This is a genomic window from Streptomyces sp. AP-93 (genome assembly GCF_022808175.1).
Lineage (GTDB): Bacteria > Actinomycetota > Actinomycetes > Streptomycetales > Streptomycetaceae > Streptomyces.
In genome coordinates, this window is the sequence record NZ_JALGBX010000010.1 from 175886 (window position 1) to 201039 (window position 25154).

Annotated in this window: 20 protein-coding genes; 7 read left to right on the forward strand and 13 right to left on the reverse strand. The window is 72.6% G+C overall.

The features are described from left to right. The first annotated feature begins 2 nt into the window (after nt 1-2). From MTF69_RS43425 to moeZ, 7 genes are all read left to right on the forward strand, one after another. The gene (locus tag MTF69_RS43425; RefSeq protein WP_243335982.1) at nt 3-1508 is read left to right on the forward strand and encodes a DUF3152 domain-containing protein; all 1506 of its coding nucleotides are present in this window, start codon (nt 3-5) and stop codon (nt 1506-1508) included. A 326-nt stretch (nt 1509-1834) separates the two neighbouring features. Then, the gene (locus MTF69_RS18675; RefSeq protein ID WP_243336149.1) at nt 1835-3649 is read left to right on the forward strand and encodes a DUF3492 domain-containing protein; all 1815 of its coding nucleotides are present in this window, start codon (nt 1835-1837) and stop codon (nt 3647-3649) included. Next, entirely contained in the window at nt 3646-4554 is a 909-nt protein-coding gene (locus tag MTF69_RS18680; protein WP_243335983.1) for a hypothetical protein, read from the forward strand. Before MTF69_RS18675 ends, MTF69_RS18680 begins: the two co-directional genes overlap by 4 nt. A 315-nt stretch (nt 4555-4869) precedes the next feature. After that, nucleotides 4870-6267 carry an RNA-guided endonuclease IscB gene (gene iscB, locus MTF69_RS18685; protein WP_308401425.1) on the forward strand — a complete coding sequence of 466 codons (1398 nt, stop codon included), beginning with the start codon at nt 4870-4872 and terminating at the stop codon, nt 6265-6267. Nucleotides 6268-6414: 147 nt separating this feature from the next. Further along, the gene (locus MTF69_RS18690; protein ID WP_243335987.1) at nt 6415-7440 is read left to right on the forward strand and encodes an NAD-dependent epimerase/dehydratase; all 1026 of its coding nucleotides are present in this window, start codon (nt 6415-6417) and stop codon (nt 7438-7440) included. Beyond that, the gene (locus MTF69_RS18695; RefSeq protein WP_243335989.1) at nt 7428-8180 is read left to right on the forward strand and encodes a spherulation-specific family 4 protein; all 753 of its coding nucleotides are present in this window, start codon (nt 7428-7430) and stop codon (nt 8178-8180) included. The genes MTF69_RS18690 and MTF69_RS18695 overlap by 13 nt, the downstream gene beginning before the upstream one ends. 63 nt (nt 8181-8243) lie before the next feature. Then, on the forward strand, nt 8244-9422 hold the full coding sequence (moeZ, locus tag MTF69_RS18700) for an adenylyltransferase/sulfurtransferase MoeZ (protein WP_243335991.1): 1179 nt from the start codon (nt 8244-8246) through the stop codon (nt 9420-9422). Nucleotides 9423-9523: 101 nt separating this feature from the next. Here moeZ and MTF69_RS18705 read toward each other — a convergent pair whose 3' ends face one another. The 13 genes from MTF69_RS18705 to narH all read right to left on the reverse strand — a co-directional run bounded on the left by MTF69_RS18705 (nt 9524) and on the right by narH (nt 25151). Then, the gene (locus MTF69_RS18705) at nt 9524-10552 is read right to left on the reverse strand and encodes a hypothetical protein (protein ID WP_243335997.1); all 1029 of its coding nucleotides are present in this window, start codon (nt 10550-10552) and stop codon (nt 9524-9526) included. A 69-nt stretch (nt 10553-10621) separates the two neighbouring features. Next, nucleotides 10622-11446, reverse strand: a complete 825-nt coding sequence (locus MTF69_RS18710) for a hypothetical protein (RefSeq protein ID WP_243336015.1) — start codon at nt 11444-11446, stop codon at nt 10622-10624. Nucleotides 11447-11774: 328 nt separating this feature from the next. Beyond that, complete coding sequence (locus tag MTF69_RS18715) at nt 11775-13361, reverse strand: alpha/beta hydrolase (protein WP_243336018.1); 1587 nt, start codon at nt 13359-13361, stop codon at nt 11775-11777. Nucleotides 13362-13453: 92 nt separating this feature from the next. Beyond that, the gene (locus MTF69_RS18720) at nt 13454-16000 is read right to left on the reverse strand and encodes an ABC transporter permease (RefSeq protein ID WP_243336020.1); all 2547 of its coding nucleotides are present in this window, start codon (nt 15998-16000) and stop codon (nt 13454-13456) included. 120 nt (nt 16001-16120) lie between these two features. Beyond that, entirely contained in the window at nt 16121-16855 is a 735-nt protein-coding gene (locus MTF69_RS18725; protein ID WP_243336150.1) for an ABC transporter ATP-binding protein, read from the reverse strand. A gap of 382 nt (nt 16856-17237) precedes the next feature. Continuing rightward, nucleotides 17238-17606, reverse strand: a complete 369-nt coding sequence (locus tag MTF69_RS43430; RefSeq protein ID WP_308401426.1) for an ATP-binding protein — start codon at nt 17604-17606, stop codon at nt 17238-17240. Further along, nucleotides 17603-18484, reverse strand: a complete 882-nt coding sequence (locus MTF69_RS43435) for a histidine kinase dimerization/phospho-acceptor domain-containing protein (protein WP_308401427.1) — start codon at nt 18482-18484, stop codon at nt 17603-17605. Before MTF69_RS43435 ends, MTF69_RS43430 begins: the two co-directional genes overlap by 4 nt. Before the next feature lie 5 nt (nt 18485-18489). Beyond that, nucleotides 18490-19176 (reverse strand): response regulator transcription factor, encoded by a 687-nt coding sequence (locus MTF69_RS18735; protein ID WP_243336151.1) that lies wholly within the window; start codon nt 19174-19176, stop codon nt 18490-18492. A gap of 255 nt (nt 19177-19431) precedes the next feature. Beyond that, nucleotides 19432-20811, reverse strand: coding sequence for a protoporphyrinogen oxidase (gene hemG, locus MTF69_RS18740; RefSeq protein WP_243336022.1), 1380 nt, complete (start codon nt 20809-20811; stop codon nt 19432-19434). A 68-nt stretch (nt 20812-20879) separates the two neighbouring features. Next, nucleotides 20880-22052: a TIGR04053 family radical SAM/SPASM domain-containing protein gene (locus MTF69_RS18745; protein WP_243336024.1), complete on the reverse strand. Its 1173-nt coding sequence runs from the start codon at nt 22050-22052 to the stop codon at nt 20880-20882. 65 nt (nt 22053-22117) lie between these two features. Further along, nucleotides 22118-22843: a respiratory nitrate reductase subunit gamma gene (gene narI, locus MTF69_RS18750; protein WP_243336025.1), complete on the reverse strand. Its 726-nt coding sequence runs from the start codon at nt 22841-22843 to the stop codon at nt 22118-22120. Then, nucleotides 22843-23601 (reverse strand): nitrate reductase molybdenum cofactor assembly chaperone, encoded by a 759-nt coding sequence (gene narJ, locus MTF69_RS18755; RefSeq protein WP_243336027.1) that lies wholly within the window; start codon nt 23599-23601, stop codon nt 22843-22845. The genes narI and narJ overlap by 1 nt, the downstream gene beginning before the upstream one ends. Beyond that, nucleotides 23598-25151: a nitrate reductase subunit beta gene (narH, locus tag MTF69_RS18760; RefSeq protein WP_243336029.1), complete on the reverse strand. Its 1554-nt coding sequence runs from the start codon at nt 25149-25151 to the stop codon at nt 23598-23600. Before narH ends, narJ begins: the two co-directional genes overlap by 4 nt. Nucleotides 25152-25154 lie beyond the last annotated feature (3 nt).

The window sequence follows — 25154 nt, forward strand, 5'->3', positions numbered from 1 at the left end:
ACGTGGGACGACATAGTCGCAAGGAGCCCGTCAAAGCTCCCGGCCCCGGCTCAGGCCATCCGCAGCCGGCCGAACGGGCCGGTGTACGGGCTGCTGCTCCGGCTCCGGCTCCGGCTCCGGCCGGGTGGGCCGAGCCGGCCGCCGCCCCGCGCGGGTACGCGGCCGCGCCGCGCCACGAGCCGGTGTCCGGAGCGCGCGGCGGCCATCCCGAACAGCACGAGCCCGGCGGAGCCTGGGGCGCGGCCGCAGGTACCGGCGCGGCCTACGGGGACTGGCGCGGGGCCCCGCGCACCCGTCCGGCGCCCGGCGGCGCGGGCGCGCCTGCCCCGGTCCACGGCGCCCCCGCTTACGACACTCCGGTCTACGACACTCCGGTCTACGACACTTCGGCTTACGACACCCCGGTCTACGACACTCCGGCCTTCGGTACCCCCGCGGTCGGCTTCCCGCAGGTCACCCTCGACTCGCCGATGACCGCGACGGGCTCGCACCGCAGGATCCCGGTCCACGGGGACGCCTTCACCGCGACGGGCCCCCACCGCGCCGTCCCCGCAGTCGGCGACCGCTTCGCCGAGGACGCCTTCACCACCAGCGGGTCGCACCGCCGGATTCCCGCGCCGCGTACCCCGGTCGTCACCCCCGTCGAGGAGACGGCGGAGGCGCTGCCCGCGGCCGGGCGCGGCGTCAAGGGCCGTACGTACGCCGGTATGGCCGCCGCTGCCGTGACCGTCGTGCTCGCCGTCGTCGTCGCGGGCCAGGCGGCCTCCGAGAACGACAGCGCCAAGAACAACGTCCGCGCCGCCGACGAGGGGAACAGGCACGCCACCCAGGGCGACGCCGCCGCCTCCCGCTCCGACGGCCGGCCCACCCCGGACGCCACCGCGGCGATCAAGGCCGCGCCGGAGCTCACGTACGACCAGAAGATGGCGCTGCAGTTCCCGATCGACGAGAAGCTGAAGGGCTCCGGCGCCTTCGACACCGTGCCCGGTGTGGCGAAGGCGCCCGGCAAGGGGCAGGTGGTCCGCTACCGCGTCGACGTGGAGCAGGGACTCGGCCTGGATGCGCAGCTGTTCGCCGAGGCCGTGCACCGCACGCTGAACGACGACCGGAGCTGGGGCCACGGCGGTACGAAGACCTTCGAGCGGGTGCCGGGCGGCGAGGCCGCGTTCGTGATCACGCTCGCGAGCCCCGGTACCACCGGCGTCTGGTGCAAGAAGTCCGGACTCGACACCACCATCGACAACGTCTCCTGCGACTCCGCGTCGACCGACCGCGTGATGATCAACGCGTACCGGTGGTCGCAGGGCTCGGCGACGTACGGTGCGGACCAGATGTTCGCCTACCGCCAGATGCTGATCAACCACGAGGTCGGCCACCGGCTCGGCCACGGCCACGTGAGCTGCCAGACACCGGGCGCGCTCGCCCCGATCATGCAGCAGCAGACGAAGTCCCTGGACATCAACAATATCAAGTGCAAGCCCAACCCCTGGGCGTATCCGGGGAATTGACCAATCGCGTTGACAGGCCGTCCGATGGCCGGTCATCGCTCTGCGCCCTCTTCCACCCGGTCCCCGGCGACCCCGCCCCGGCCACCGCCCGCCGGCTCGGCCGGCGCCGGTCCGGGGGAGTGCTCGCGGGGGCCTCGTAGGCCGCCACTCGTAGTTCTTAGCGTGCTCGAACGCGAACCGTACGGGAAAGTTACGACTCTTCACCCCTTCCGGTGGCGCGACGGACAACCGTCCGTCGCGCCTTCGGCATATCCGCTTGAGTTCGTATCCGGCGGGTCGCCGGACCGACGGAGACCGCCTGAAACGGGAGATCGGGGGTGCCACTCGTGCGGATCGGACTGCTCACGGAAGGTGGTTATCCGTATGCGACGGGGGAAGCGAGGCTGTGGTGCGACCGGCTCGTGCGCGGGCTTCCCCAGCACGAGTTCGAGCTCTACGCCCTGAGCCGCAGCGCCGAGCAGGAGGAGCGCGGCCGGGTGCCGCTGCCCTCCCACGTCACCCGGGTGCGGACCGCCCCGCTGTGGGCGCCGGCCGACGACGGGCGCAGCTACCGGCGCCGCGAGCGCCGACGCTTCGCCGCCGCCTTCACGGAACTGGTCCGCGGGATCTGCGGAGCCGACCCCGCGCGGTTCGCGGACGGGCTGTACGGGCTGGCCGCTCTCGCCTCGGAGCAGGGCGGGCTGTACGCGGCACTGCGCTCCGAGACGGCCGTACGGGCGGTGGAGTCCGCCTGCCGCGCCCCGGAGTCGAGCAGGGAAGTGCAGCGGGCGCAGGTCGCGGACCTGCTGGAGTTCGTGGACGAACTGGAGCGGATGCTGCGGCCGTTGTCCCTGGACTGGTACGAGGAGCTCAGCGAGGTCGACGTCTGCCACGCCGCCGCGGGCGGCGTCGCGGCGCTGCCCGGGCTCCTGGCCAAACGCTTCTTCGGAGTGCCGCTCCTGGTCACCGAGTACGGGGTCCAGCTCCGGGCCCACTACCTCGCCCACTCCGCGCACTCCGCGCGGGACGAGCGGCCGGCCGTACGGGCCCTGCTCGCGGCGTTCCACACCCGGCTGGCCGGCGAGATCTACTCCCAGGCCGACCTGCTCACCCCCGGCAACGCGCACGCCCGGCGCTGGCAGGAACGCTGCGGGGCCTCCCGCGAGCGGCTGCGCACGGTCTACCCCGGGATGGAGGCGGACCGATTCGCCGCGGTCGGCGAGGACCCGGAGTGCGGGGACCCGCACACGCTGGTCTGGGTCGGCCGGGTCGACCCCGCCAAGGACCTGATCGCCCTGCTGCACGCCTTCGCCGAGGTGCGCCGGGCCGAACCGCGCGCGCGGCTGCGGATCTTCGCGACGGCCGCCGGGGCGGACGGCCACGCGGACGGCCACGCGGTCGGGCACGGCTACCTGGCCGACTGCCGCTCGCTCGCCGCGCAGCTCTTCCCCGACGAGGCCGCCGACGCGCACGCGGTCGGCGAGAACCCGGTCACCTTCGAGGAGATCGGCGGACCCGACGCGCCGTCCCCGGCCGACGCGTACGGCTCCGGGCGGGTGGTGGTGCTCTCCTCCGTCATCGAGGGCTTCCCCATCACCCTGGCCGAGGCGATGTTCTGCGGCCGCGCCACCGTGTCCACCGACGTCGGCGCCGTCGTCGAGGTGATCGGCGGAACCGGGCTCGTGGTGCCGCCGCGCAACCCGCGCGCGCTCGCCGAGGCCTGCGTCACGCTGCTGCGGGACCCCGAGCGGGCCCAGCGGCTCGGCTCCGCCGCCCGGGCGCGGGCCCTCGAACTCTTCACCGTCGAGCAGAACGTCGCCGCCTTCCAGGAGTCCTACCTGCGGCTGCTCGCCCGCGGCCCGGCCCGCCCCGACGGCACCGGGGTGCCCTTCGAGCAGCCGCCCGAAGCCCGGGTCCCGGGCCACTGGGCCACCCCCACCTGGGCCACCCCCTACCCCGAGCCCCGCCCCCCGGCCGCCCCCTGCGACGATCCGGCGCCCGACCCGGCCGATCCCTCCGCCGGCCCGGGCAGTGACCCGGACACCGGCCCCGCCGGGCCCGGTGCGGCGGGGCCCGACGCCGGCTCCGGCACGGGCGCGGGCCGCGTCATGGTGCCCGCCGCCCGGGCCGCGGGTGCCGCGAGTGCGGAGGCCTCCGCATGACCGTGCCCCTGGACGAAGCCGTCCCCCTCGACCCGCCCCCGAGCCGCAGGCCCCCGCACCGCGGGGACCCCGTCAAGGCGCTGCTCCACCGCCACCGGGAGCTCTGCGAGCACGCCGTGGACCCCCTAGAGATCGCCGCCGGGCTGGAGGCGCACGGCATCACCGACCGCACCGCCGCCCGGTTCCGCCACCGGGACGTCTTCTCCCTCGCGGAGGAGCTCTACGCCCGGACCCCCCGCGACGGGACCCCGCCCGCCCCGCCGGCCGGGATCCCGGTCCACGCCAAGGCGGTACGGGGCTTCGGCTACGCCCTGCTGCCCGGGGCCATCGCCCTCGGCGCGGCCGCCGCCGCAGTGCCCTGGGCCGGAGCCCTCGCGGTGCTCGTCACCGTCGCCGGGCTCGGCCGGCCGGGGCGGGCCGCCGGGGGCCGCTTCCCCGCCGCCGTGTACCTGCTGGCCGCCGCCGCCCTCGGCTGGGCCGTCCACCGCCACGGCACCCCGCTCGGGATCGCCCTGGCCGCGGCCGTCGCCCCCGCGCACCTGGCCGGCGCGGTCTTCGCCGCCCGCGCCCGGCGCCGCCTCGCCGGGAGCCGGGCCCTGGAGGACTTCGCCGACGGGGTGAGACCGCTGCTCCTGGGGACGCTCGCGCTGTACGCCGGGGCCGCCGCGGGGGCGGCCGCACTGGCCGGGACCACCCTGGCCGTGGCCGTACCGCTTGCGGTGCTGCTCTTCCTGACCCGGCTGCTGCTCGGCCACGGAGCCCCTCGCGGAGCCCTCGCGGCGGCCCTGGCCCTCGTACTCGCCCTGCTCCCGGTCCCGGCGGCGCCGTTCGCCGCCGCCGCGGGAGTCCTCGTACCCGCCGTCCTCGCGCTGTCGCGGGCCTCCGCGCACGCGCAGCGGCCTTGATTCCTTCGGAAGCAGACACCGAAGCGCCGTACCCCCCCCACCCCGATCCACCCATCCAACAAGGAGAACAAGGACGTAACGGGATCCCTCTCCTGAAGGAGGGGGCTTTCAGTCCGATGGGCTGACGGCCGCCGTTACCAGCACCAGCCAACACCCATATTGGAGGTGAACCAGTTGGCTACGTTCCGCTCACGACAGAAGACCGACCGCGCTGTGCTTCCTCAGCAGCTCGCTCTCGAATTCGAGTCAGCAGACACCCCCCGGATCGGGGACGAAACGGGGCTCGAAGGCCGTAAGGCACCGGGTGCGGAACATGTGCGAGAGGAGACCTCTGCAGCTTCATCCGGCGGCAGAGGCGTCACCCTCCAGTCCTCCGGGGCTGGGGAGGAGCCGCGTGAGCGGCACCCTCATGTTTTTGTACTCGACAAGCACCAGAGGCCGTTGCAGCCCACCAACCCAGCGCGGGCACGGAAGCTGCTCAAGAAGGGACGTGCTGTTGTCCACCGGCACACACCCTTCGTCATCCGGTTGAAGGACCGCACCGTCGCCGAAAGCGAGATCGACGGGGTAGAGCTGGGTATCGACCCCGGCAGCAAGTGCACTGGTATCGCTGTGTTCACCGCCGAGGCGGGGGAACGCCGGGGCCGGTACAGCATCCAGCTTGATCACCGGGGCGCGACCATCCGCAAGAAGATGGAGCAGCGCGCCGCCTACCGGCGGGGCCGCCGTACCCGGAACCTGCGTCACCGCGCCCCGCGTTTCCTCAACCGCACGAAGCCGAAGGGCTGGCTCGCCCCGTCTCTCCGTCATCGCGTGGTCACCACCCTGTCGTGGACGAACCGGCTGGCCCGCTGGGCTGCTGTCCGCAGCGTGCATGTGGAACGGGTCGCGTTCGACACACACGCAATCAGCGCCGGGAAACCACTGGAAGGCGCGGAGTACCAGCACGGCACCCTCCACGGCATGGAGGTGCGCGAGTACCTGCTGGCCAAGTTCGGCCGGGCCTGCATCTACTGCGGTATCACCGGCGTGCCGCTCAACATCGATCACGTCCACCCCCGGTCAAAGGGTGGATCGGATCGGGTCTCCAACCTGCTCCTGGCCTGCATCCCCTGCAACGAGGCCAAGTCGAACCGGCCGGTGGAGGAGTTCGCGCCCCGGCGGGCCGCCGACATCCTCAAGCGGGCCAAATCCCCCCTCCGGGACGCGGCAGCCGTCAACTCCACCAGGGGGGCACTACAGCGGGCCCTCGACGCCCTGTTCCCCACCCACACCGCCAGTGGTGGGCGCACCAAGTGGAACCGGCAGCGGACCGGGCTGGCGAAAACCCACAGCCTGGACGCCCTCGCAGTCGGCGAGCTCGACACCGTCACCGAGACCGTTGCCACGGTCCTGGTCACCGGATGCGCAGGGCGCGGCACCCACACCCGCACCCGGCCGGACAAGCACGGCTTCCCCCGACTACGGATGCCCCGGCGCAAACAGTTCTTCGGCTACGCCACCGGCGACCTCGCCCGCGCAGTCGTTCCCACAGGCAAGAACGCGGGCACCCACACCGGACGCATCGCTGTCCGATCCACCGGCAGCTTCAACATCACCACCGCTCAGGGCACCGTCCAAGGCGTCCGGCACAAACACTTCCGCCTCCTCCAGCGGGCAGACGGCTACGCCTACAGCACAAGGCCCGAACGAAAGACCACCGATGCCGCCTGACCGCCAGAGCACTGTGATTCGCCCCGGCGGCGAGTCCCAGCCGTATTCCGGCTCCGCAGGAGCTCTGTTTCCTCCCCCAGCCAAAGCAGGGGGTTTCCACGAAGGGATCACGATGACCGGCCAGCCAACCAACCAAGGGGCCGCGCGATGAGGGTGCTGCTGATCGGAGCCAACGGATACCTCGGGCGCTACGTCGCGGACCGGCTGCTCGCCGACCCCGCGGTCCAGCTCACCGCGCTCGGCCGCGGAGACGACGCCGACGTCCGCTTCGACCTCGCCACCGGCAGCCCCGGCGCGCTCACCCGGTTCCTCGACGCCGTCCACCCGGGCGTCGTCATCAACTGCGCCGGCGCCACCCGGGGCGGCGCCCGCGAGCTCACCCGGCACAACACCGTGGCCGTCGCCACCATCTGCGAATCGCTGCGCCGCAGCGGCTGCGGCGCCCGGCTCGTCCAGCTCGGCTGCGCCGCCGAGTACGGGCCCAGCCAGCCCGGGTCGTCCACGGCCGAGGACGCCGTGCCCAGACCGGGAGGGCCGTACGGAGTCAGCAAACTCGCCGCCACCGAGCTCGTACTGGGCTCCGGGCTGGACGCCGTCGTCCTGCGGGTCTTCTCGCCCGTCGGCCCCGGCACCCCCGCCGGATCCCCCCTCGGCCGGCTCGCCGAGGCCATGCGGCGCGCGATGCAGTCCGGGGACGGCGAGCTCAAGCTCAGCGGACTCGGCGTGCAGCGCGACTTCGTCGACGTACGGGACGTGGCGCGGGCGGTGCACGCCGCCTCGCTGTCGGCCGCCCAGGGCGTCGTGAACATCGGCACCGGCCGGGCGGTCCGGCTGCGCGACGCGGCCGCCGTGCTGGCGCGGGTCGCCGGGTACGGAGGCTCGCTGCACGAGATCGACGTACCGCAGCACGGACAGCACGCCCAGCACCCGCAGGCGCACGGGCACCCCGGGCGGCCCGCCGGGCTCGCCGCCATCGGCTCCCCGCGCTCCGAGGCCACGGCCGAGCAGCTCGCCGCCGCGACGGCCCAGCCGCCGTACCCCTACCCGGACGGCTGCGGAGCCTGGCAGCAGGCGGATGTCCGTACCGCCCGCGACCGGCTCGGCTGGCGGCCGCGGATCAACCTGGAGGAGTCCCTCGCGGACATCTGGATGGAGGCGGCGTGCCGCATCTGACCACCCCGCCGGCCGCCGGCCAGGCGGCCACCGAGGCGGGCCGGCTCGGATTGGGGGTCCCGGGGTACGCGCATCCGCTCCTGGCCCCGGTGGAGTGGGCCGAGCTGACCCGGCCCGGCACGCCGCTGCACTGGGCCGTCCTCAACGTCACGGACGGGCCGGGCGGCCGGCCCGACCCGCACTGCACGGAGGCGGCCGCGAAGCTCCGTAGGGCGGGCGGCGCGGTCCTCGGGCATCTCGCGATGCGAGACGGGGAGCGGTCGTTCGGGGAGCTCGTCTCCGACGCCCACCGCTTCCGCGACTGGTACGGAGCCGACGGCTTCTACCTCGCGGGCGCCCCGGCCGGGAAGGCGGAACTGGCCTCCGTGCGCCGGGTCGCGGACACCCTGCGGGGGCTCGGCGAGGGCCTGCGGATCGTCCTCGGACACGGCACCCACCCCTATGAGGGGTACACGGAAACCGCGGACCAGCTGGTCACCTTCTCCGGGACCTGGGCCGACTACCGGTGGTCGCAGGTGGCGGAGTGGACGGCGGACCACCCGCCGGAGACGTTCTGCCACCTCGTGCACGGAGTACCGCGCACGCACCTGGAGGAAGCGCTCCGGATCGCCCGCTGGCAGGGCGCGGGGACCATCTGGTTCACCGACCGGCGCGGGGCCGCGGGCCGGGACCCGTGGGCGTCGATGCCCGGGTACTGGGACGAAATCGTCTCGCGGATCGGACCGGGTGTCTCGGAATGAAGGAGGGCGTGGCAGTGTTACGGGAAGAACCACCGTTAAGACTTAATCATCTACGGAGTCCCCGTGTCGCTGCCACCCCTGGTAGAGCCAGCTGCTGAGCTCACCGTTGACGAGGTCCGTCGGTACTCCCGCCACCTGATCATCCCCGACGTGGGGATGGACGGCCAGAAGCGCCTGAAGAACGCCAAGGTGCTGGCCGTGGGCGCGGGCGGCCTCGGCTCGCCCGCCCTCATGTACCTGGCCGCGGCCGGCGTCGGCACGCTGGGCATCGTGGAGTTCGACGAGGTCGACGAGTCGAACCTCCAGCGCCAGATCATCCACAGCCAGGCGGACATCGGCCGTTCCAAGGCCGAGTCGGCCCGCGACAGCGTGCTGGGCATCAACCCGTACGTGAACGTGGTCCTGCACGAAGAGCGGCTCGAAGCCGACAACGTGATGGAGATCTTCAGCCAGTACGACCTCATCGTCGACGGCACGGACAACTTCGCCACGCGCTACCTCGTGAACGACGCCTGCGTGCTGCTGAACAAGCCGTACGTGTGGGGCTCGATCTACCGCTTCGACGGCCAGGCCTCGGTCTTCTGGTCCGAGCACGGCCCGTGCTACCGCTGCCTCTACCCGGAGCCGCCCCCGCCGGGCATGGTCCCGAGCTGCGCCGAGGGCGGCGTGCTGGGCGTGCTCTGCGCGTCCATCGGGTCCATCCAGGTCACCGAGGCCATCAAGGTCCTCACGGGCGTCGGCGAGTCGCTGGTCGGCCGTCTGATGATCTACGACGCCCTGGAGATGCAGTACCGCCAGGTCAAGGTCCGCAAGGACCCCGACTGCGCGGTCTGCGGTCCGAACGCGACCGTCACCGAGCTCATCGACTACGAGGCCTTCTGCGGCGTCGTGTCGGAGGAGGCCCAGGAGGCCGCGCTCGGCTCGACGATCACTCCCAAGCAGCTCAAGGAGTGGATCGACGGCGACGAGCCGATCGAGATCATCGACGTCCGTGAGATCAACGAGTACGAGATCGTCTCGATCCCCGGCGCGAAGCTGATCCCCAAGGGCGAGTTCCTGATGGGCACCGCCCTCGCGGACCTGCCGCAGGACAAGCGCATCGTCTTGCACTGCAAGACGGGTGTCCGCAGTGCGGAAGTCCTCGCGGTCCTGAAGTCCGCGGGCTTCGCGGACGCGGTCCACGTCGGCGGCGGCGTCATCGGCTGGGTCCACCAGATCGAGCCCGAGAAGCCGGTCTACTAAGACTTGATCCGCAATTCACCAGAGGGTGAGCTGCGGGTCGCAGCCGGGGCGGGGGCCGGGTGCTCCAGCGTGGTCACGCACAAGGCGTGTCTCATCTGGGGTTACTCGGTCTCGCCGTCCGGCGGTTCGGGGAGCAGAGGTTCCACGGCGTTGCCGTGGGACTGCCACGCGACCAGCACCCCGAGGGGTGGTCTGGCACGGTGTGGGTGACTCCCGCAGGGCTTCTTCCAGCCCTTCGGAGAAGATGATCTGTGCGTGCCGGGACGCGGTGGTGTCCAGGCATGCGGACTTCGGGTCCTCCACGTCGGCGAAGCGGACGAATGCGGCCAGGGCGGCGGACACCAAGTCACGCTTGCCGACCAGGCCGCACGCGATGCACTTGTGTTCCCGGTCCCGCAGTGACTTGTTGACCCTCTCTCCGCACAGGCAGTGCTGGGACAGGGCGGTGGACCAGGTGGAGGCCCGTACGAGTCGCCCGTCCGTAGCCTGGCACTCACGTTCAAGTGCGGCGATGAGCAGGCCGGGTGTGGTCTGGGACAGGCGCTTGCCCACAGCCGGTACCAGGTGCGGATGTCGCAGTCCTCGACCACGAGCACGGGGCCGTGGGCGGCGATGATCTGCCGGGCGACCGTGCGGGCGCGGTGGCGGCGGTGCTCTGCCATCGAGGCAGTGTGCTCGGCCTGGCGGGCGCGCTGCTCCCGGTAGTTCACCGACAGCCGGTCACGACGGAACGCCTGCTTGGGCACCCCGTCGACGCGGGCAGCGCGGGCACCACCGGGAACGACGACGGCCTTGGGCTCCAGGCCCTTGGCGGCCCGCTGCCCTGCCCGTCGGGTCTGCTTCTTGGACAGCCCGTACTGTGCGGTGTTCGTTGCCCGGCGGGAGCGCTCCAGCGCCCGCGCCCGGCCGCGCCGCTTCTTCGCCTCGCGCTCCAGCAGTGCCTGTTCCTCGGGGCTGAGGGTGATCTCCGTGGAGGCCGGGGCGCCGTCGGCGAGGCCCAGGCTGGCGGGGAACGAGACGATCGAGACGTTGGAGACGTTGCCGTCCACCCCGCCGATCCGGTCCAGGGCGGCGGCCTGCTCGCGCATGGCCCGCACGCTGGGGGCGGTGTAGCCGGGGCCGAGGATCATCAGGTGGGCTTCGTATACCCAGCCGCCCGGCGCAGACGCCTTGCGGCGGCGTACGAGATCGACCTTGTGTCAGCGGCCGGGATTCGACAGGAAGTATTCGGCACGCGCCCACTGGCCGGGCTGCTGCGGCACCCGCACTGGGAGTACGAGGTCACCCCGGCTCCCGTCGGGGCCGCCCGCGAACACCACGGCGAGCGGGCCCGCGTGGTCCCACCACGTGGCCTTCCGCTTGCCCGGCTTTCCCGACGCCGTGGTCTTGCCGGTGGGCACGACTCCGGACGGCGCAGCCGACACGGGCATCCGGCGGGGCTGCTGAAGGGTGTGCCGACCGCCGTCGGCGTGGCCAATCGTGTGGCCCTGGAGGGTGCCGACGAGGCGAAAGGTCTCCCACTTGCGGTCGGCGGTGTGCGAGCGGGCACGGCCGGGGATGCGGGTGAAGTCGTTCCAGCGGCCCGTCTTCGGACGGCCGTGCCGCTTGCCGGTGGTGTCGGCGAACAGGTGCCGCTGGACGCCGTTCCATACCTCGTCGGCCATGTGCATGGCCAGGGCCTTCGAGGCGTGGTGCTTCAAGTGCCCCGAGGTTTCGAGATGCTTGTACGCGCACCGCTCCAGGGCCTCGCGGTTGAGGCCGAGGCGCTGCCGTACGGCCTTCGCCCCGTCGCGGTCCCGCTCGTGGAACGCGGCCCAGTAGGCATCGACCTTGGCGCGGGCATCGCGCTGGACGGCCCGCTTGATCGACCACATGGAGCCGAACAACTTCTCCAACCGGGCCAGGTCGCCGAGGTCGGTGACGGCCAGCGGCAGCACCATCACCGACACCTGCCCGTCATCGGGCTTCTTCCACGTCGGGGCCTTGCTCTTCCCCCGGAACCTGCGCGTCTGAGCAGCCCGCACCACTGTCACACCCCCCGTTACGGTTGAGCCGACTATCGACACGCTGTGCACCAAATCGGTGACTCCCTGTTGAGGATTGGCGCAGCTCAAGGTTGCCGTCCGGCACGTCTGCAATCTCTGTCCGCGTCGAAGGCCAACGTCATCAGCCTGCGCCCAAGGTCCCTGCTCCAGTGGACCGGACTCACCGTCAAGCGTTCCTCGTCCTGGTCGCCGGCGTCGCTGCCCTCAGACCCGGGCCGGGGTGCGGGCGGCCCTGGGTGCTCCTGCTGGATAACCGGGTCCCTCGCAGCCATCGCGTGGCGCACCAGCCTCACGCACCGCCAGCTAGCTAGACGGGCGAGGTCGGCGCCGGGGACTTCGACGCCGTGCAGACCGTGCCCGCGCCGGGCACCTTCCCGTCGAGCAGGTAGGAGTTGACGGCCTGCTGCACGCAGGGGTCGCCGCTGTTGTAGGCGCCGTGCCCCTCGCCCTTGAAGGTGAGCTCCACACCGACGCCGGGGCCGAGCCGCTCCGCCATCTTGCGGGCGCCCTCGTACGGGGTCGCCGGGTCGCCGGTGTTGCCGATCACCAGGATGGGCGCCGAGCCGGGGGCGGAGACGTCCGGGGTGTTCCAGACGCCCGCGACGGGCCAGTCGGTGCAGCCCATCATGGCCCAGCCGAGGAAGTCCCCGAAGACGGGCGAGGCGGCGCGGAACTCGGGCAGCTTCGCCTTGGTCTGCGCGAGGGTGTAGCGGTCCTTGGAGTCGGCGCAGTTGATGGCGGTGTTGGCCGATCCGATGTTGCTGTAAGTGCCCTTCGGGTCCCGGCCGTTGAGGGCGTCGGACATGGCGAGCAGCAGTTGCCCCTGGCCGCCCTCGGCCTCGTCCAGGCCCTGTTCCAGCAGCGGCCAGGCCTCCTTGGAGTACAGGGCGAAGGCGATGCCGTTGGTCGCGGCGTCCTCCGTGAGCAGCCGGTCGCCGGAGCCGGGGATGGGCTTGGCGGCCAGCTGCTTCTGGAGCTTGATGATGTTCGCCTCGATCTCCTTGGCGGTGCTGCCCTGCAGGACGCAGGAGTCGCCGCGGTTCACGCAGTCCTGGGCGAAGTTGCCAAGCGCGAGCTGGAAGCCCTTGGCCTGGCCGAGGGCGCCCTGCTCGGAGTTCTTGGTCGGGTCGACCACGGCGTCGAAGACGGCCCGGCCGACGTTCTTGGGGAAGAGGTGCGCGTAGACCCCGCCGAGCTCGGTGCCGTAGGAGATGCCGAAGTAGTACAGCTTCTCGTCGCCGAGGGCCTGGCGGAGCCGGTCCAGGTCGCGGGCCGCGTTCTCGGTGCCGACGTGGGGCAGCACCTTGCCGGACTTCGTCTCGCAGGCGTCCTTGTACTTCTTGGAGGTGGCGAGGAACTGCTTCTCCTCCTCCGGCGTCGAAGGGCTGGAGTCGGAGGCGTAGTACGCGTCCAGCTGCTTGTCGTCCTCGCACAGCACGGGCGCGCTGCGGCCCACTCCGCGCGGGTCGAAGCTGACCAGGTCGTAGCGCTCGCGCAGGGCCGCGTACTCCTTCGCCGCGCCGGGCAGGCTGGTGATGCCGGAGCCGCCGGGACCGCCGAAGTTGAAGACGAGCGAGCCGATCCGCTTGTCTGCCTTGTCGGCGGACCGAGCCTTGGCCCTGATCAACGCCAGCGGGATCGTCTCCCCTTCGGGCTCGGCGTAGTCGAGGGGCACGTCGAGGACGGCGCACTGCCAGTCCTTGCCGGGGACCTGCCCGCCGCCCTCGGCGGGGGTGGGGGCCTCGCACTCCCCCCACTCGGGTTTTTTGATGTCCTGCGCGGCGCCGTCCTTGCCCCTCTTCTTCTCGCCTCCGCCGTCGGAACAGGCACTGGTGGCGAGCAACGCGGCGGCAGCGGCGCCGGCAGCGGCGACCCGGAGGGCGTGTGTGGGCATGTCCTCATCCTGTGCGCGCCTTGCGCGCCCCGCCCCCGCGCTGACCCATCCGGGTCATGCGGGGGCGGTGTCCACTTCTGCGCCGTGGCCGGTCAGTGCGCCGCGGTCGCCGCGGGGATGTCGACGCGGGCCGCCCGGCGGGCCGGCCAGAGGGAGGCGAGGAGGGCGCCGGCCAGGGCGAGCAGCACCCCGAGGGCGAGCCGTCCCCAGGGGATGACCAGGGCGTAACCCACGACGCTCTCCTGGAGGGTGCGGCCGAGCGCCCAGCCGGTGAACACGCCCATGACCGTGCCGACGGCCGCGCCGAGGGCGCCGACGAGCAGGGCCTCCATGCGGATCATCCGGGTCACTCCGGCGCGGTCCAGGCCGAGGGCGCGGAGCGTGCCGATCTCCTTGCGGCGTTCGAGCACGGACATCGCGAGGGTGTTGGCGATGCCCAGGGCGGCGATCACCAGCGCCATGCCGAGCAGGGCGTAGAAGACGTTCACCTGGTCGCCGATGCCGCTGGTGTCCTCGGTGCGGATGGCTTCCCTGTCCAGGACGGACAGGGCGGGGTTGTCGCCGAGCGCCTTGGTGATGCCGGCGAGGGCGGCCCGGCCGGGTCCGCCGCCGGTGGCCACGACGATCGCGTCGGTGTGCGGAGTCCGGTCGTAGCGGGCGACCAGGGAGTCGGGCGCCGTGATGCTGGGCAGCAGGTTGCTCTGCCGGTCCGCCTGGTAGACGGCGCCGATGGTGACCTCGCCCTGCTTGCCGTGGCGTTCCAGCGGCAGGGTCTGGCCGACCTTCCAGCCGTTCTCCCTGGCCTTGAAGCCGGCCACGGCGATCCGGCCCTCGCCGAGGCTGTCGAGGGAGCCCTCGGTGACCTCGTAGCGCAGGAGGCGGCCGATGGTGGCCGGGTCGACGCCGGTCAGGACGGAGGAGACGCCGCCGATCCGGTACTCGGTGGACTGGTCGAGCGGGCTGGAGGAGGCGTCCGGCATGTTGTTGAGGAGCTCGGCCTTGAGGAGCTGCGCGGTGGCGGGGGTCATCCGCTGGCCGCCCGGGGCGGCCTTGACCAGGTAGTCGGCGGTGAGGTCGCGGGTGGTCGCGCCGTCGAGGTACCGGGTGGCGGAGGCCCCGAGGACGGACAGGCCCGAGGCGAGGGTGAGGGCGATGGCGAGCGCGGCGGCCGTGGCCCCCGTACGACGGGGATCGCGCACGGTGTTGCGGGCGGCGAGGTCGCCCTGCACCGGGCTCACGCGGACCAGCAGCGGCCGGAGCAGCGCGGTGGAGGGCCGCGACAGGAGCGGGATGAGGGTGATCACCCCGGTCAGGGTGAGGGCGGCGCCGAGGCCGATGACGGTCCGGGCGTCCCGGCCGGTGGCGAGGACCGCCCCGTACAGCACGGCCGCGGTGCCGGTGAGGGCGAGCGCGGCGCCGAAGCCGGTGCGCAGGGAGCCGGCCCGTGCGGGCGCCGCGGGCTCGGCGGCGCCGAGCGCGGCGACGGGCGGGATGGCCATGGCCCGGCGGACCGGCACCCACGCGGCGATCACGGGCAGGGCGGTGCCGACGAGCAGCGCGGTGAACACGGTGGCGGGGAGCAGGACCAGCGGGGCGGCCGGGCCGTCGGCGGGGGAGAAGAAGGCCTGGAGCAGGGCGGCGACCCCGGTGCCGGCCAGGATGCCGGCCACCGAGGCGATCAGCCCGACGAGGACGGACTCGGTGAGCAGGATCCGGCGCACCTGCTTGCGGGAGGCGCCGACGGCCCGCATCAGGGCCAGTTCCCTGGTGCGCCGGGACACCAGCATGGTGAAGGTGTTCGAGATGAGGAAGGTGGCCACGAACAGGGAGACCGCCGCGAACCCCAGCATGATCTGGCTCATGGTGTCGCTGTCGGAGGAGGCCATGTTCGCCTGGAGTCGCGCGAGTTGGGCGCCGGTGACGGCGCTGCTGTCCTTGGGCAGGACCTGGTCCACGCGCTGGAGGAGCTGGGTGACGTCGGTGCCGGGGGCGGCGGTGATCTCGATGTTGGTGTAGTGGCCGGGCTGGAGGAACAGCCGCTGGGCGGTGGCGTCGGCGAACAGGACGAGGCTGCCTCCCGGGGAGAGCTTGGAGGCGTCGGGGCGGAAGACGCCTTGAAGCGTGTACGAGGCCGCGCCCGTGCCCGTGCCGACGCGCACGGTGTCGCCGACCCGGTAGCCGCCCTGGGCGGCGCTGGCCTCGTCGAGGGCGACCGCGTGGTCACCGGCCGGGCCGGAGCCCGCGGTGAAGCGGTACGCGGGGTCCGATCCGTCCTTGCCGGGGGCGAAGTTGCCGCCCTTGCGGAAGGTGCCGTTGCCGAGCAGCCGGCCCTCGTGGTCGGCGACGGCGGCGAAGCCGTCGACCCGGCCCGCTGCGGTGGACACGCCGGGGACCGCGGCCAGGGCGGCCGAGGTGCGGGCGTCGAGGGTGGCCGGCGGGGCTCCGGGGACGGTGTCGGGCGCGACGTTGAGGGAGATGCGGTCGTAGCCGGCGCTCGCCCGGTCGACGGCGGCCTGCTTCAGGCTGTCCCCGTAGACGAGGCTGCCGGTGACGAAGGTGACCCCGAGCATGACCGCGAAGACGGTCATCAACAGGCGGGCCTTGTGCGCGAGCACGTTGCGCAGGGCGGTACGGAACATGGGATGCGGATCCTGGGAAGCGGGCCCGGGAGAACGGGCGGGCGGCTGGGTCGGTGCGGGCGGGCGGGCGGGTGCGGGGGTGTGCGGGTGCGCGGGTGCGCGGGTGCGCGAGCGGTGGGGTCAGCTCGTGCGCGAGCGGGCGTCGAATGCCTTCATCCGGTCCAGGACCCGGTCCGCGGTGGGCCGGGTCATCTCGTCGACCAGCCGGCCGTCGGAGAGGAAGACCACGCGGTCGGCGTAGGCGGCGGCGACGGGGTCGTGGGTGACCATGACCACGGTCTGGCCCAGCCCGCGCACCGAGTCGCGCAGGAAGCCGAGGACTTCGGCCCCGGCGCGGGAGTCCAGGTTCCCGGTGGGCTCGTCGCCGAAGATGATCGCGGGCCGGGAGACCAGGGCCCGGGCCACCGCCACCCGCTGCTGCTGCCCGCCGGAGAGCTGCCCGGGACGGTGGCCGAGGCGATCGGCGAGGCCGGTCATCGACACCACGTGGTCCAGCCACTGCCGGTCGGGCTTCCGGCCGGCGATGGTCAGCGGCAGGGTGATGTTCTCCAGGGCGGTCAGCGTCGGCAGCAGGTTGAACGCCTGGAAGATGAAGCCGATCCGGTCGCGGCGCAGCCGGGTGAGCTGCTCGTCGTTCAGGGAGCCCAGCTCGGTGGTGCCGATACGGACGGAGCCGGAGCCGAAGGAGTCGAGCCCGGCGGCGCAGTGCATCAGGGTGGACTTGCCGCAGCCGGAGGGCCCCATGATCGCGGTGAACTCGCCCTCGCGGAAGGAGACGCTGACGCCGTCCAGGGCGACGACGCGGGTGTCGCCGCTGCCGTAGTCCTTCGAGAGGCCGGTGGTTTCGGCGGCGATGCCGGTCGGCGCGTGGAGTGGGTGCGGGTTCGGGTGCGGGTGCGGGTGCGGGGCAAGGGGGGCGGCGGTCACGGGGACTCCTCTTCGGGCGCGGGAAGCTGCATTTCGAAGGGTGTCCGGGGGACGTATCGGGGCCCGGGCCGCCGGGCATCGGGGGCCGCTCCGGTGTGTATCGGTCCGGTAGCGGGCGGGCTGCCGCTGCCCGGGGCGGGCGAGGTCCCCTACCCGCCCTTCGCCCGTTCCCCGGGGCTGCGCCCCGGCCCCCCTGGGGCTCCGCCCCAGACCCCGCGCCTCAAACGCCGGCGGGGCTGGATTTTGCCGCGCAGCGGCAAAATCCAGAGCCCGGGGAACGGGGGGGAAGGGCGGGTGGGCCGGGCGGCGGTCAGGTTGGCAGGCGTAGCGTGGCGACCGCGCCGCCGTCCGGGGCGTTCGCGAAGCGGAGTTCGGCGCCGAGCACCCGGGCCTGGCCCAGGGCGATGGTCAGGCCCAGGCCGTGGCCCGCGCCGCGCTCCGCCCGGCCCGTGTGGAAGCGGCGGGGGCCTGCCAGCAGCAGGTCGGCGGGGAAGCCGGGGCCGTGGTCGCGTACGACGACCGTGCGGCCCTCGACGGTGACGCGGACCGGGGTGTCCCCGTGCCGGTGGGCGTTGACGACGAGGTTGGCGACGATCCGTTCGAGGCGGCGCGGGTCGGTCTCCGCGCTCCCGGCCTGCTCGGCGACCTCGACCTCGGTGGGCAGGCCGGTGCGCGTCACGGCCTCGGAGCGACCGCGCCGAGCGGGACCCGGGCGTGGACCGGCAGTTCGGCCCCGGCGTCGAGCCGGGAGATCTCCAGGAGGTCCTCGACCAGCCCGCGCAGATCACGTACCCGGGCCCGGAGCAGGTCCTCCGTCTCCCCGGGCGCCAGCAGGTCCGCGGCGGCCAGCAATCCGCCGACGGGGGTGCGCAGTTCGTGGGCCACGTCGGCGGTGAACCGGCGCTCGTCGCGCAGTTTCCGGCCGAGGGTGTCGGCCATGAGGTCGACGGTGGCGGCGATGTCGTCCACCTCGTCGCGGCCCTTGGTGGGTCCGGTACGGGCGTCCAGGTCCCCGGCGGAGATCCGGCTCGCGGTCTCGGAGACCCGGCTCAGCCGGCGGGCGAGCAGCCCGGCTCCGTAGACCGCCAGGGGGATGGCCGCGGCGAGGGAGATCAGCGAGGCCACCGCCATGGTGGCGTCGAGCCGGCGCAGCCCGTAGAGCTCGGGGTTCGTGTTGACGCGGTAGGCCAGCACCTGACTGCCAGGGCCGCCGACGCGCTGCGCGGCCCAGACGGTCGGGCCGCTGTTCCCGTCGACGTGCCCGTCGTACGCCGTGTGCCGGTCTCCGTCGTCCGGGTCGCGCAGCGCGGAGGGCAGACCGGGCGGGTCGAGCTCGGCGCCCTCGATCAGGGTTCCGGTGCGCCGGTAGGTGTCCATGGCCGAGTGCACGGTGTTGAAGGCCCGCATCTCGGCCCGGGAGCGGATGTCCGATGCGGTCCAGAGGTGTACGAGTACGCCCACCACCGCCGCGACCAGGCAGGCCGTGCCCGCGGCCAGTGCGGCGATCTTCCAGCGCAGGGGGACGCGGCCCGGCCGCGGCGTCTCGAAGGCGGTCACCGGTCTCAGCGCTTGAGCTTGTAGCCGAAGCCGCGGACCGTTTCGATCCGGTCCCGGCCGAGCTTGCCGCGCAGCCGTTGCACGCACAGGTCCACGACCCGGCTGTCGCCGTCCCAGCCGTAGTCCCAGACGTTGCGCAGCAGGGTGTGCCGCTCCAGCACGATGCCCGGGTGCGCGGCGAACTCCAGCAGCAGCTTCAGCTCGGTCGGGGTGAGCGCGACCGGGGTTCCGCCGACGGCCACGTCCAGGCCGCCGGTGTGGAGGGTCAGGTCGCCGAAGGCGAGCAGCTCCCCCTCCGACGGTCCCGGCTCCTGCTCCGTGACCTGCCCGGGCTGCCCGGGCTGCCCGCCCGCCGGGGCGGGGGCGTAGGTGGCGCGGCGCAGCAGCGAGCGGATGCGGGCCACGAGCACGTTGGTGTCCACGGGCTTGACCACGTAGTCGTCGGCCCCGGCTTCCAGACCGGCGACAATGTCCAGCCCGTCGCCGCGCGCCGACATCATCAGGACCGGGACCAGGCTGGTCTCCCGGACCTTGCGGCACAGGCCGATCCCGTCGAGACCGGGCAGCATCACGTCGAGGATCAGCAGGTCGAATTCCTCGTCGCGGAAGGATTCGAGGCCGGTGAGTCCGTCGGCGGCGGCCCGCACCGTGTAGCCGTAGCGCTCCAGGGAGACGGTGAACGAGCGGCGCATCAGCTCGTCGTCCTCCACCAGCAGCACGCGAACGGGTCGCGGGGCGGCGGGAGCCGGGGTGGGGGAGGACACGGGGACGGCTCCTGTTCGGCGGACGGGTACCTGAACGGGTACCTGGAAGGAACGATAGGGCCGCGGAAGCAGTCATTCCTTTCATCGCGGCCCCGCGCACCGATCAGATGAACAGCCGAGCGTTCACTGATACCCGCCCGATACGAAGACTGCGAGCCCTCAGGTCGCGCGCATGGCCGCGCCCTACGGCTGGGCCAGGACCTGCTTCGCCGCCGCGCGCCCCGTCGCGACGCAGGCGGCCACGCCCACGCCCTCGTACGCGGCTCCGCACAGGGCGATGCCCGGCAGCTTGCCGGCGGCCTCCCGGATGCGGGCGACGCGCTCGCGGTGCCCGACGCCGTACTGGGGCAGGCCCCGGTCCCAGCGGGTGACGCGGGTGGCCAGGGGTTCGCCCATGGGGCCCACCGCGCGATGGAGCTCGGCGATGGCCGAGCGGACCAGGTGGCGGTCGGGGCGGCTGAGCAGCTCGTCCTCGCCGATGCGGCCGATGGAGGCGCGGAGCACGAAGGTCTCGGGGGCCGCGTCGTGCAGCCAGGACCACTTGTTGGAGAGGAAGGAGGCGGCCTTCAGGGTGTGGCCGTCGACCGGCGGGACCAGGAAGCCGTTGCCCTCGGGGAGGAAGTGGGCTTGCGCGCGGGAGAAGGCCATGGTGATGACGGCCGTCGAGGCGTGCGGGATCGAGGAGAGCTCGGCCTCGGCGATCGGGGAGTGCGGGCGCAGCAGCTCCGCCGCCGCGAAGGCGGGCAGCGCGAGGATCACCGCGTCGGCCTCCATCGTCAGCGCGCCGTCGCCGGTCATCGCCTGGACGCGCCAGCGGCCGTCGGCGACCCGCTGGAGCGAGCGGGCCGTCGTCCCGGTGAGGATGCGCGCTCCGCAGGCTTCCGCCACGGCCGCCGGGAAGCGCCCGGTGCCGCCGACGACGCCCTGGACGGCCACGGCTCCCGAGCGGGGGGCGCCCGCCGCGCGCATCCGGCGCAGGGCCGGGAGGAGCGGGGTGCCCTGTTCGGCGAGGGCCGCGATCCGGGGCATGGCCGCGCGCAGCGAGAGCCGGTCGGCGAGGCCGGCGTAGACGCCGCCCAGCATCGGTTCGACGAGCCGGTCCACGGCCTCCTGGCCGAAGCGGCCGGCCAGGTACTCGGTGACCGAGCAGTCCTCGGTGAGCGGGGTGGCCGGAAGGGTCTCCTCGGCGGCGACGCGCCGGACGCCCTCGGGGGAGAGCAGCCCGGTGCCGGCCAGCGCGGAGGGGTCGGTGGGGACGCCCATCACGTGTCCGGCGGGCAGTGGGCGCAGGGCGCCGTTGGTCCAGATGGTGGTGGCGGCCTTCGCGGGGTCGCAGAGGGCCTCGCCGAGTCCGACGGCGGCGGCCAGTTCCACGGCCTCCGGACGCAGGGCCATGAGGGACTCCGCGCCCTCGTCGACGGTGATGCCGGCGATGGTGCCGGTCCGGAGCTTCCCGCCGACCTTGGCGTGGCTCTCCAGGACGGTGACATCGGCCTGGCCGCGCAACTGCCACGCGGCGGCCAGACCGCTGATCCCGCCACCGATGACGATCACTGAACGCATTTTTTCTCCCGTGGCCCCGAGGCCGTGGTCGATATGTTCCCGTATGAAACTTATGGGAACGGGGTGGGTCAGCGCCTCATGCTTTCGGTCAGAGCCCTGAGGTCCTCCTGATAGGGGAAGCTGCCGGGCTCGTACGCGCAGTACGGGTCCGCTTCGAGCACGTCGCGCGTGAAGCCGTAGGCCCGGGAGCGCGACCCGCCGCACACCGTCTTGAACTCGCACGCTCCGCACTTGCCGCGCAGCAGCGAGGGGTCGCGGAGCTTGGTGAAGAGCGCCGATCCCCGGTAGATCTCGGTCAGCGGGTGGTTCTTCACGTTGCCCGCCGAGAGGGGCAGGAAGCCGCTGGGGTGCACCTCGCCCGTGTGCGAGATGAAGACGAAGCCCCGGCCCGAGGACACGTCCATGGGCGGCCGGCGCACGGCCCGCCGCTCCCCGTCGAAGACCCCCAGCTCGCGGGCGCGGGCCGAGAGGCGCTCGTAGAGCGGGCCCAGGACGGGCCGCTCGCCGCGCGCGTCCAGGACGGTCCGCTGCAGTACGACCCTCCGGAAGTGGTGGCCCTCCGTCGTCTTGGTGGCCATCACCGCCCCGCAGTCGTACAGGAAGTGCAGCACGTCCTCGATTTCGGCGGCGGTCAGGGAGTCCAGCTGTTCCCCGCGCCCGGTCGGGACCAGGACGAAGCCCGACCAGAGCATCGCGCCCTCGCGCTTGACCAGCGCCGCGATGTCGGCCAGGTCCTCCAGGCTGTCGCGGGTGACCGTGGTGTTGATCTGCACCTTGAGCCCGAGCTCCCGGGCGGCCCGCCAGCCCTCCAGCGTCCAGTCGTAGACCCCGGACACGCCCCGGAAGGCGTCGTGGCGCTCGGCCGTGGAACCGTCCAGGGAGAGCGAGAGCGCGATGGCCCCCGCTTCCCGGACCGCTACGAGGTTCTCCCGGGTCAGCGTCGGCGTACCCGAGGGGGAGACCGCGACGCGCAGGCCGAGCGAGGTCCCGTACGCCACCAGGTCGGTGAGGTCGGCGCGCTGGAAGGGGTCCCCGCCGGTGATCACGAAGAGCGGGCTCGGCTTGCCGAAGGCCGCGATCTGGTCCATCACCCGGCGGGCGTCCGCCCCGTCGAGCTCCCCGGGGTGGCGCAGGGTCTGCGCCTCGGCCCGGCAGTGCAGGCAGGCCAGCGGGCAGGCCCGGGTGGCCTCCCAGATGACGATGAAGGGCCGGTCGGAGACCGCGTGACGGGGGCTCCGCACGACCGTGTGGGCGGGACGGGGATTCGCGGGACCGGGTCGGGGGTTCACGGGACCGGGGCGGGGATTCACGAGACGCGCTCCCAGCCGCGCTTGCTCGGGCGGTTGGCGAGCTGCTCCGGGTCCCGCTTGCGGTAGACCACGTACGGCCGGAACAGGTACTTCAGCGGCACCGAGAACATGTGCACCAGGCGCGAGTACGGGATCAGCGCGAACAGTGTGAAGCCGAAGAGGATGTGGATTTTGAAGGCGAGCGGGGCGCCCGCCATAAGGTGGTAGTCCGGGGTGAAGGTGAACAGGCTGCGGAACCAGACGGAGATTCCGTCGCGGTAGTTGTAACCGTCCGTCATTCCGGCCGAGTTCAGCAGGGTGGCCGTCAGCCCGAGGATCATCGCGCCGAGCAGGAACGAGTACATCAGGTGGTCGCTGCGCAGGGTCGCCCTGCGCACGGCAGGCACCTTGAAGCGCCGGTAGACCAGGATCCCGATGCCGGCGGCGGCCGCGACGCCCGCGATGGTGCCGGTGGAGAGCGCCATCAGGTGGTAGGCGTGGTCGCTCAGGCCCACCGCGTCGGTCCAGCTCTTGGGGACGAGCAGGCCGACCACGTGGCCCACGATCACGAAGAGCATGCCGAAGTGGAAGAGCGGCGAGCCGATGCGCAGCAGCCGCGACTCGTGCAGCTGCGAGGAGTGCGTGGTCCAGCCGAACTTGTCGAAGCGGGCCCGCCAGACCGTGCCCGCGATCAGCAGGGCGATCGAGACGTACGGCAGTACGCCCCACAGGAGGAGGTCCATCAGGCGGGCATCCTTTCGGAAGCGACGGAAGCGACGGAAGCGACGGAAGCGACGGAAGCGACGGAAGCGGTTGCGGGAGCCGTCGTGGGCCATGGAAGGTCGGTCGGGGTCCCGAGGGGAAGGTCGGCCGGCATGTCGAGGCCCGGCCCGAAGGGTTCGAGCGCCGAGCCCGCGCCCACCAGCTCCTGCGGCGGCCCGTTCTTCGCGAGGGCCTTCGCCTCCGCCTTGGTCTCGGGGGAGGGCCCGGGCAGCGTCGCGCAGACGGCCTCCAGGATCCGGGCGTACGGGGACCCGGACTCGGTGAGCGCCAGGCGCAGCAGCTCCAGCCCTGCCCGGTGCTCCTGGAGGAGCCGGGTGCCGGCCTCCTCCTCGCGGGCGGCGAACTCCAGGGCCACCGGCAGGAAGTCGGGCAGCTCCTCGCCCGCGAACTCCAGGCCGAAGTCCCGGTAGATCCGCTTCAGCCGGACCAGGGACAGCCCGCGCCGGCGGGTGTCCCCGTCCACCCACCAGGTGAGGTAGAGGCAGCGCCGGTTGCGGGTGTCGAAGGTCGAGGTGTACTGGGAGCACAGCTCGATCGGGGTCTGCACCTCGGCCTCGTCGAGGAACGCCCCGAGGAGTCGGGCCGGTTCGGCGGGCGCCCCGGCGAGGGCCGCACGGAGCCGCGGGAGTTCGTCGTGGAAGTAGTCGCCGGGGTACTGCAGTACGCAGCCCGCGACCAGACGTACCAGTGCATCGCCACTCATCGGGTCCCGGGTCACGAACGCCTCCTGGTATCACCGAGGTTGAGCATCACCCGGGGTTCGGGCACGGCGCCGACCGGACAGCCCTGGTCCGCCTCGCTCAGCGGGTGGGAGTCGGCCAGCGCGTCGGCCTCGGCGCGGGCGGCGCTGGGGATCACGAAGCGGTCCTCGATCTTGGCGATGGCGAGGAGCCGGAACATGTCCTCCATCTCCTGCCCGGACAGCCCGACGGCCCGCGCGATCGACTCGTCCCGCTCCTCGCCCAGGTTGACGCGGCGCATGTAGGCGCGCATCGCGGCCATCCGGCGCAGCACCGCCTCCACGGGCACGGTGTCTCCGGCGGTGAGCACCGCGGCGAGGTACTCGACGGGGATGCGCATGGCGTCGATGGCGCCGAAGAGGTTGCCGGCGTCCTCGCCGTCGCTGCCGGTGGCGGCGACCGCCTCGACGACGGGGGACAGCGGCGGGACGTACCAGACCATCGGCATCGTCCGGTACTCCGGGTGGAGCGGGAGGGCGACCTGGTAGGTGGCGATCAGGTCGTAGACCGGGGAGTTGCGGGCCGCGTCGAGCCACTCGTCGGTGATGCCGGCCGCGCGGGCGGCGGCGATCACGGCCGGGTCCGCGGGGTCCAGGAAACACTCCACCTGGGAGGGGTACAGGTCGTGCTCGTCCTCGACCGCGGCGGCCTCGGTCACCTTGTCGGCGTCGTAGAGCATCACGCCGAGGTAGCGCATCCGGCCCACGCACGTCTCCGAGCACACGGTCGGCATGCCGACCTCGATGCGCGGGAAGCAGAACGTGCACTTCTCGGCCTTGCCGGTCTGGTGGTTGAAGTACACCTTCTTGTACGGGCATCCGGTCACGCACATCCGCCAGCCGCGGCACTGGTCCTGGTCGACCAGGACGATGCCGTCCTCCTCGCGCTTGTACATCGCGCCGGAGGGGCAGGAGGAGACGCACGCGGGGTTGAGGCAGTGCTCGCAGATCCGCGGGAGGTAGAACATGAAGCTCTGCTCGAACTCGAAGCGGATCTTCTCGCCGACCTCGTCGCGGATCTTCTCGATGATCGGGTCCTGCGGGGCGTGCGTGGGAGCGCCGCCGAGGTTGTCGTCCCAGTTGGGACCCCACTCGATCTTGTCGATGGGCTCGCCGGTGAGCTGGGAGACGGGCCGCGCGGTGGGCATGTCGTCGCCCGCCGGGGCCTCGGTGAGGTTCTTGTACTCGTAGGTCCAGGGCTGGTAGTAGTCGTCGATCTCCGGCAGGTCCGGGTTCGCGAAGATCTTGCCCAGCTTGGCGAGGCGGCCGCCCGCCTTGAGGCGGAGCTTGCCGGAGCGGGTGCGCTCCCAGCCGCCCTTCCACTTCTCCTGGTCCTCCCAGCGGCGCGGGTAGCCCTGGCCGGGGAGGGTCTCGACGTTGTTGAACCAGACGTACTCGGTACCCTGCCGGTTGGTCCACGCCTGCTTGCAGGTGACCGAGCAGGTGTGGCAGCCGATGCACTTGTCCAGGTTCATGACCATCGCGACCTGTGCCATGACCCGGCCGATTTTCGCTTCGCGAGGGGGCATGCT

What these genes read in the sequence shown, in the direction of transcription:
- MTF69_RS18705 (WP_243335997.1), bottom strand. Translation starts at nt 10,552, where the DNA reads ATGATCCTCGGCCCCGGCTACACCGCCCCCAGCGTGCGGGCCATGCGC.
- MTF69_RS18735 (WP_243336151.1), bottom strand. Translation starts at nt 19,176, where the DNA reads ATGCGCCGCTCGTTCACCGTCTCCCTGGAGCGCTACGGCTACACGGTG.
- MTF69_RS18690 (WP_243335987.1), top strand. Translation starts at nt 6,415, where the DNA reads ATGAGGGTGCTGCTGATCGGAGCCAACGGATACCTCGGGCGCTACGTC.
- MTF69_RS18715 (WP_243336018.1), bottom strand. Translation starts at nt 13,361, where the DNA reads ATGCCCACACACGCCCTCCGGGTCGCCGCTGCCGGCGCCGCTGCCGCC.
- hemG (WP_243336022.1), bottom strand. Translation starts at nt 20,811, where the DNA reads ATGCGTTCAGTGATCGTCATCGGTGGCGGGATCAGCGGTCTGGCCGCC.
- narI (WP_243336025.1), bottom strand. Translation starts at nt 22,843, where the DNA reads ATGGACCTCCTCCTGTGGGGCGTACTGCCGTACGTCTCGATCGCCCTG.
- narH (WP_243336029.1), bottom strand. Translation starts at nt 25,151, where the DNA reads ATGCCCCCTCGCGAAGCGAAAATCGGCCGGGTCATGGCACAGGTCGCG.
- MTF69_RS18720 (WP_243336020.1), bottom strand. Translation starts at nt 16,000, where the DNA reads ATGTTCCGTACCGCCCTGCGCAACGTGCTCGCGCACAAGGCCCGCCTG.
- MTF69_RS18680 (WP_243335983.1), top strand. Translation starts at nt 3,646, where the DNA reads ATGACCGTGCCCCTGGACGAAGCCGTCCCCCTCGACCCGCCCCCGAGC.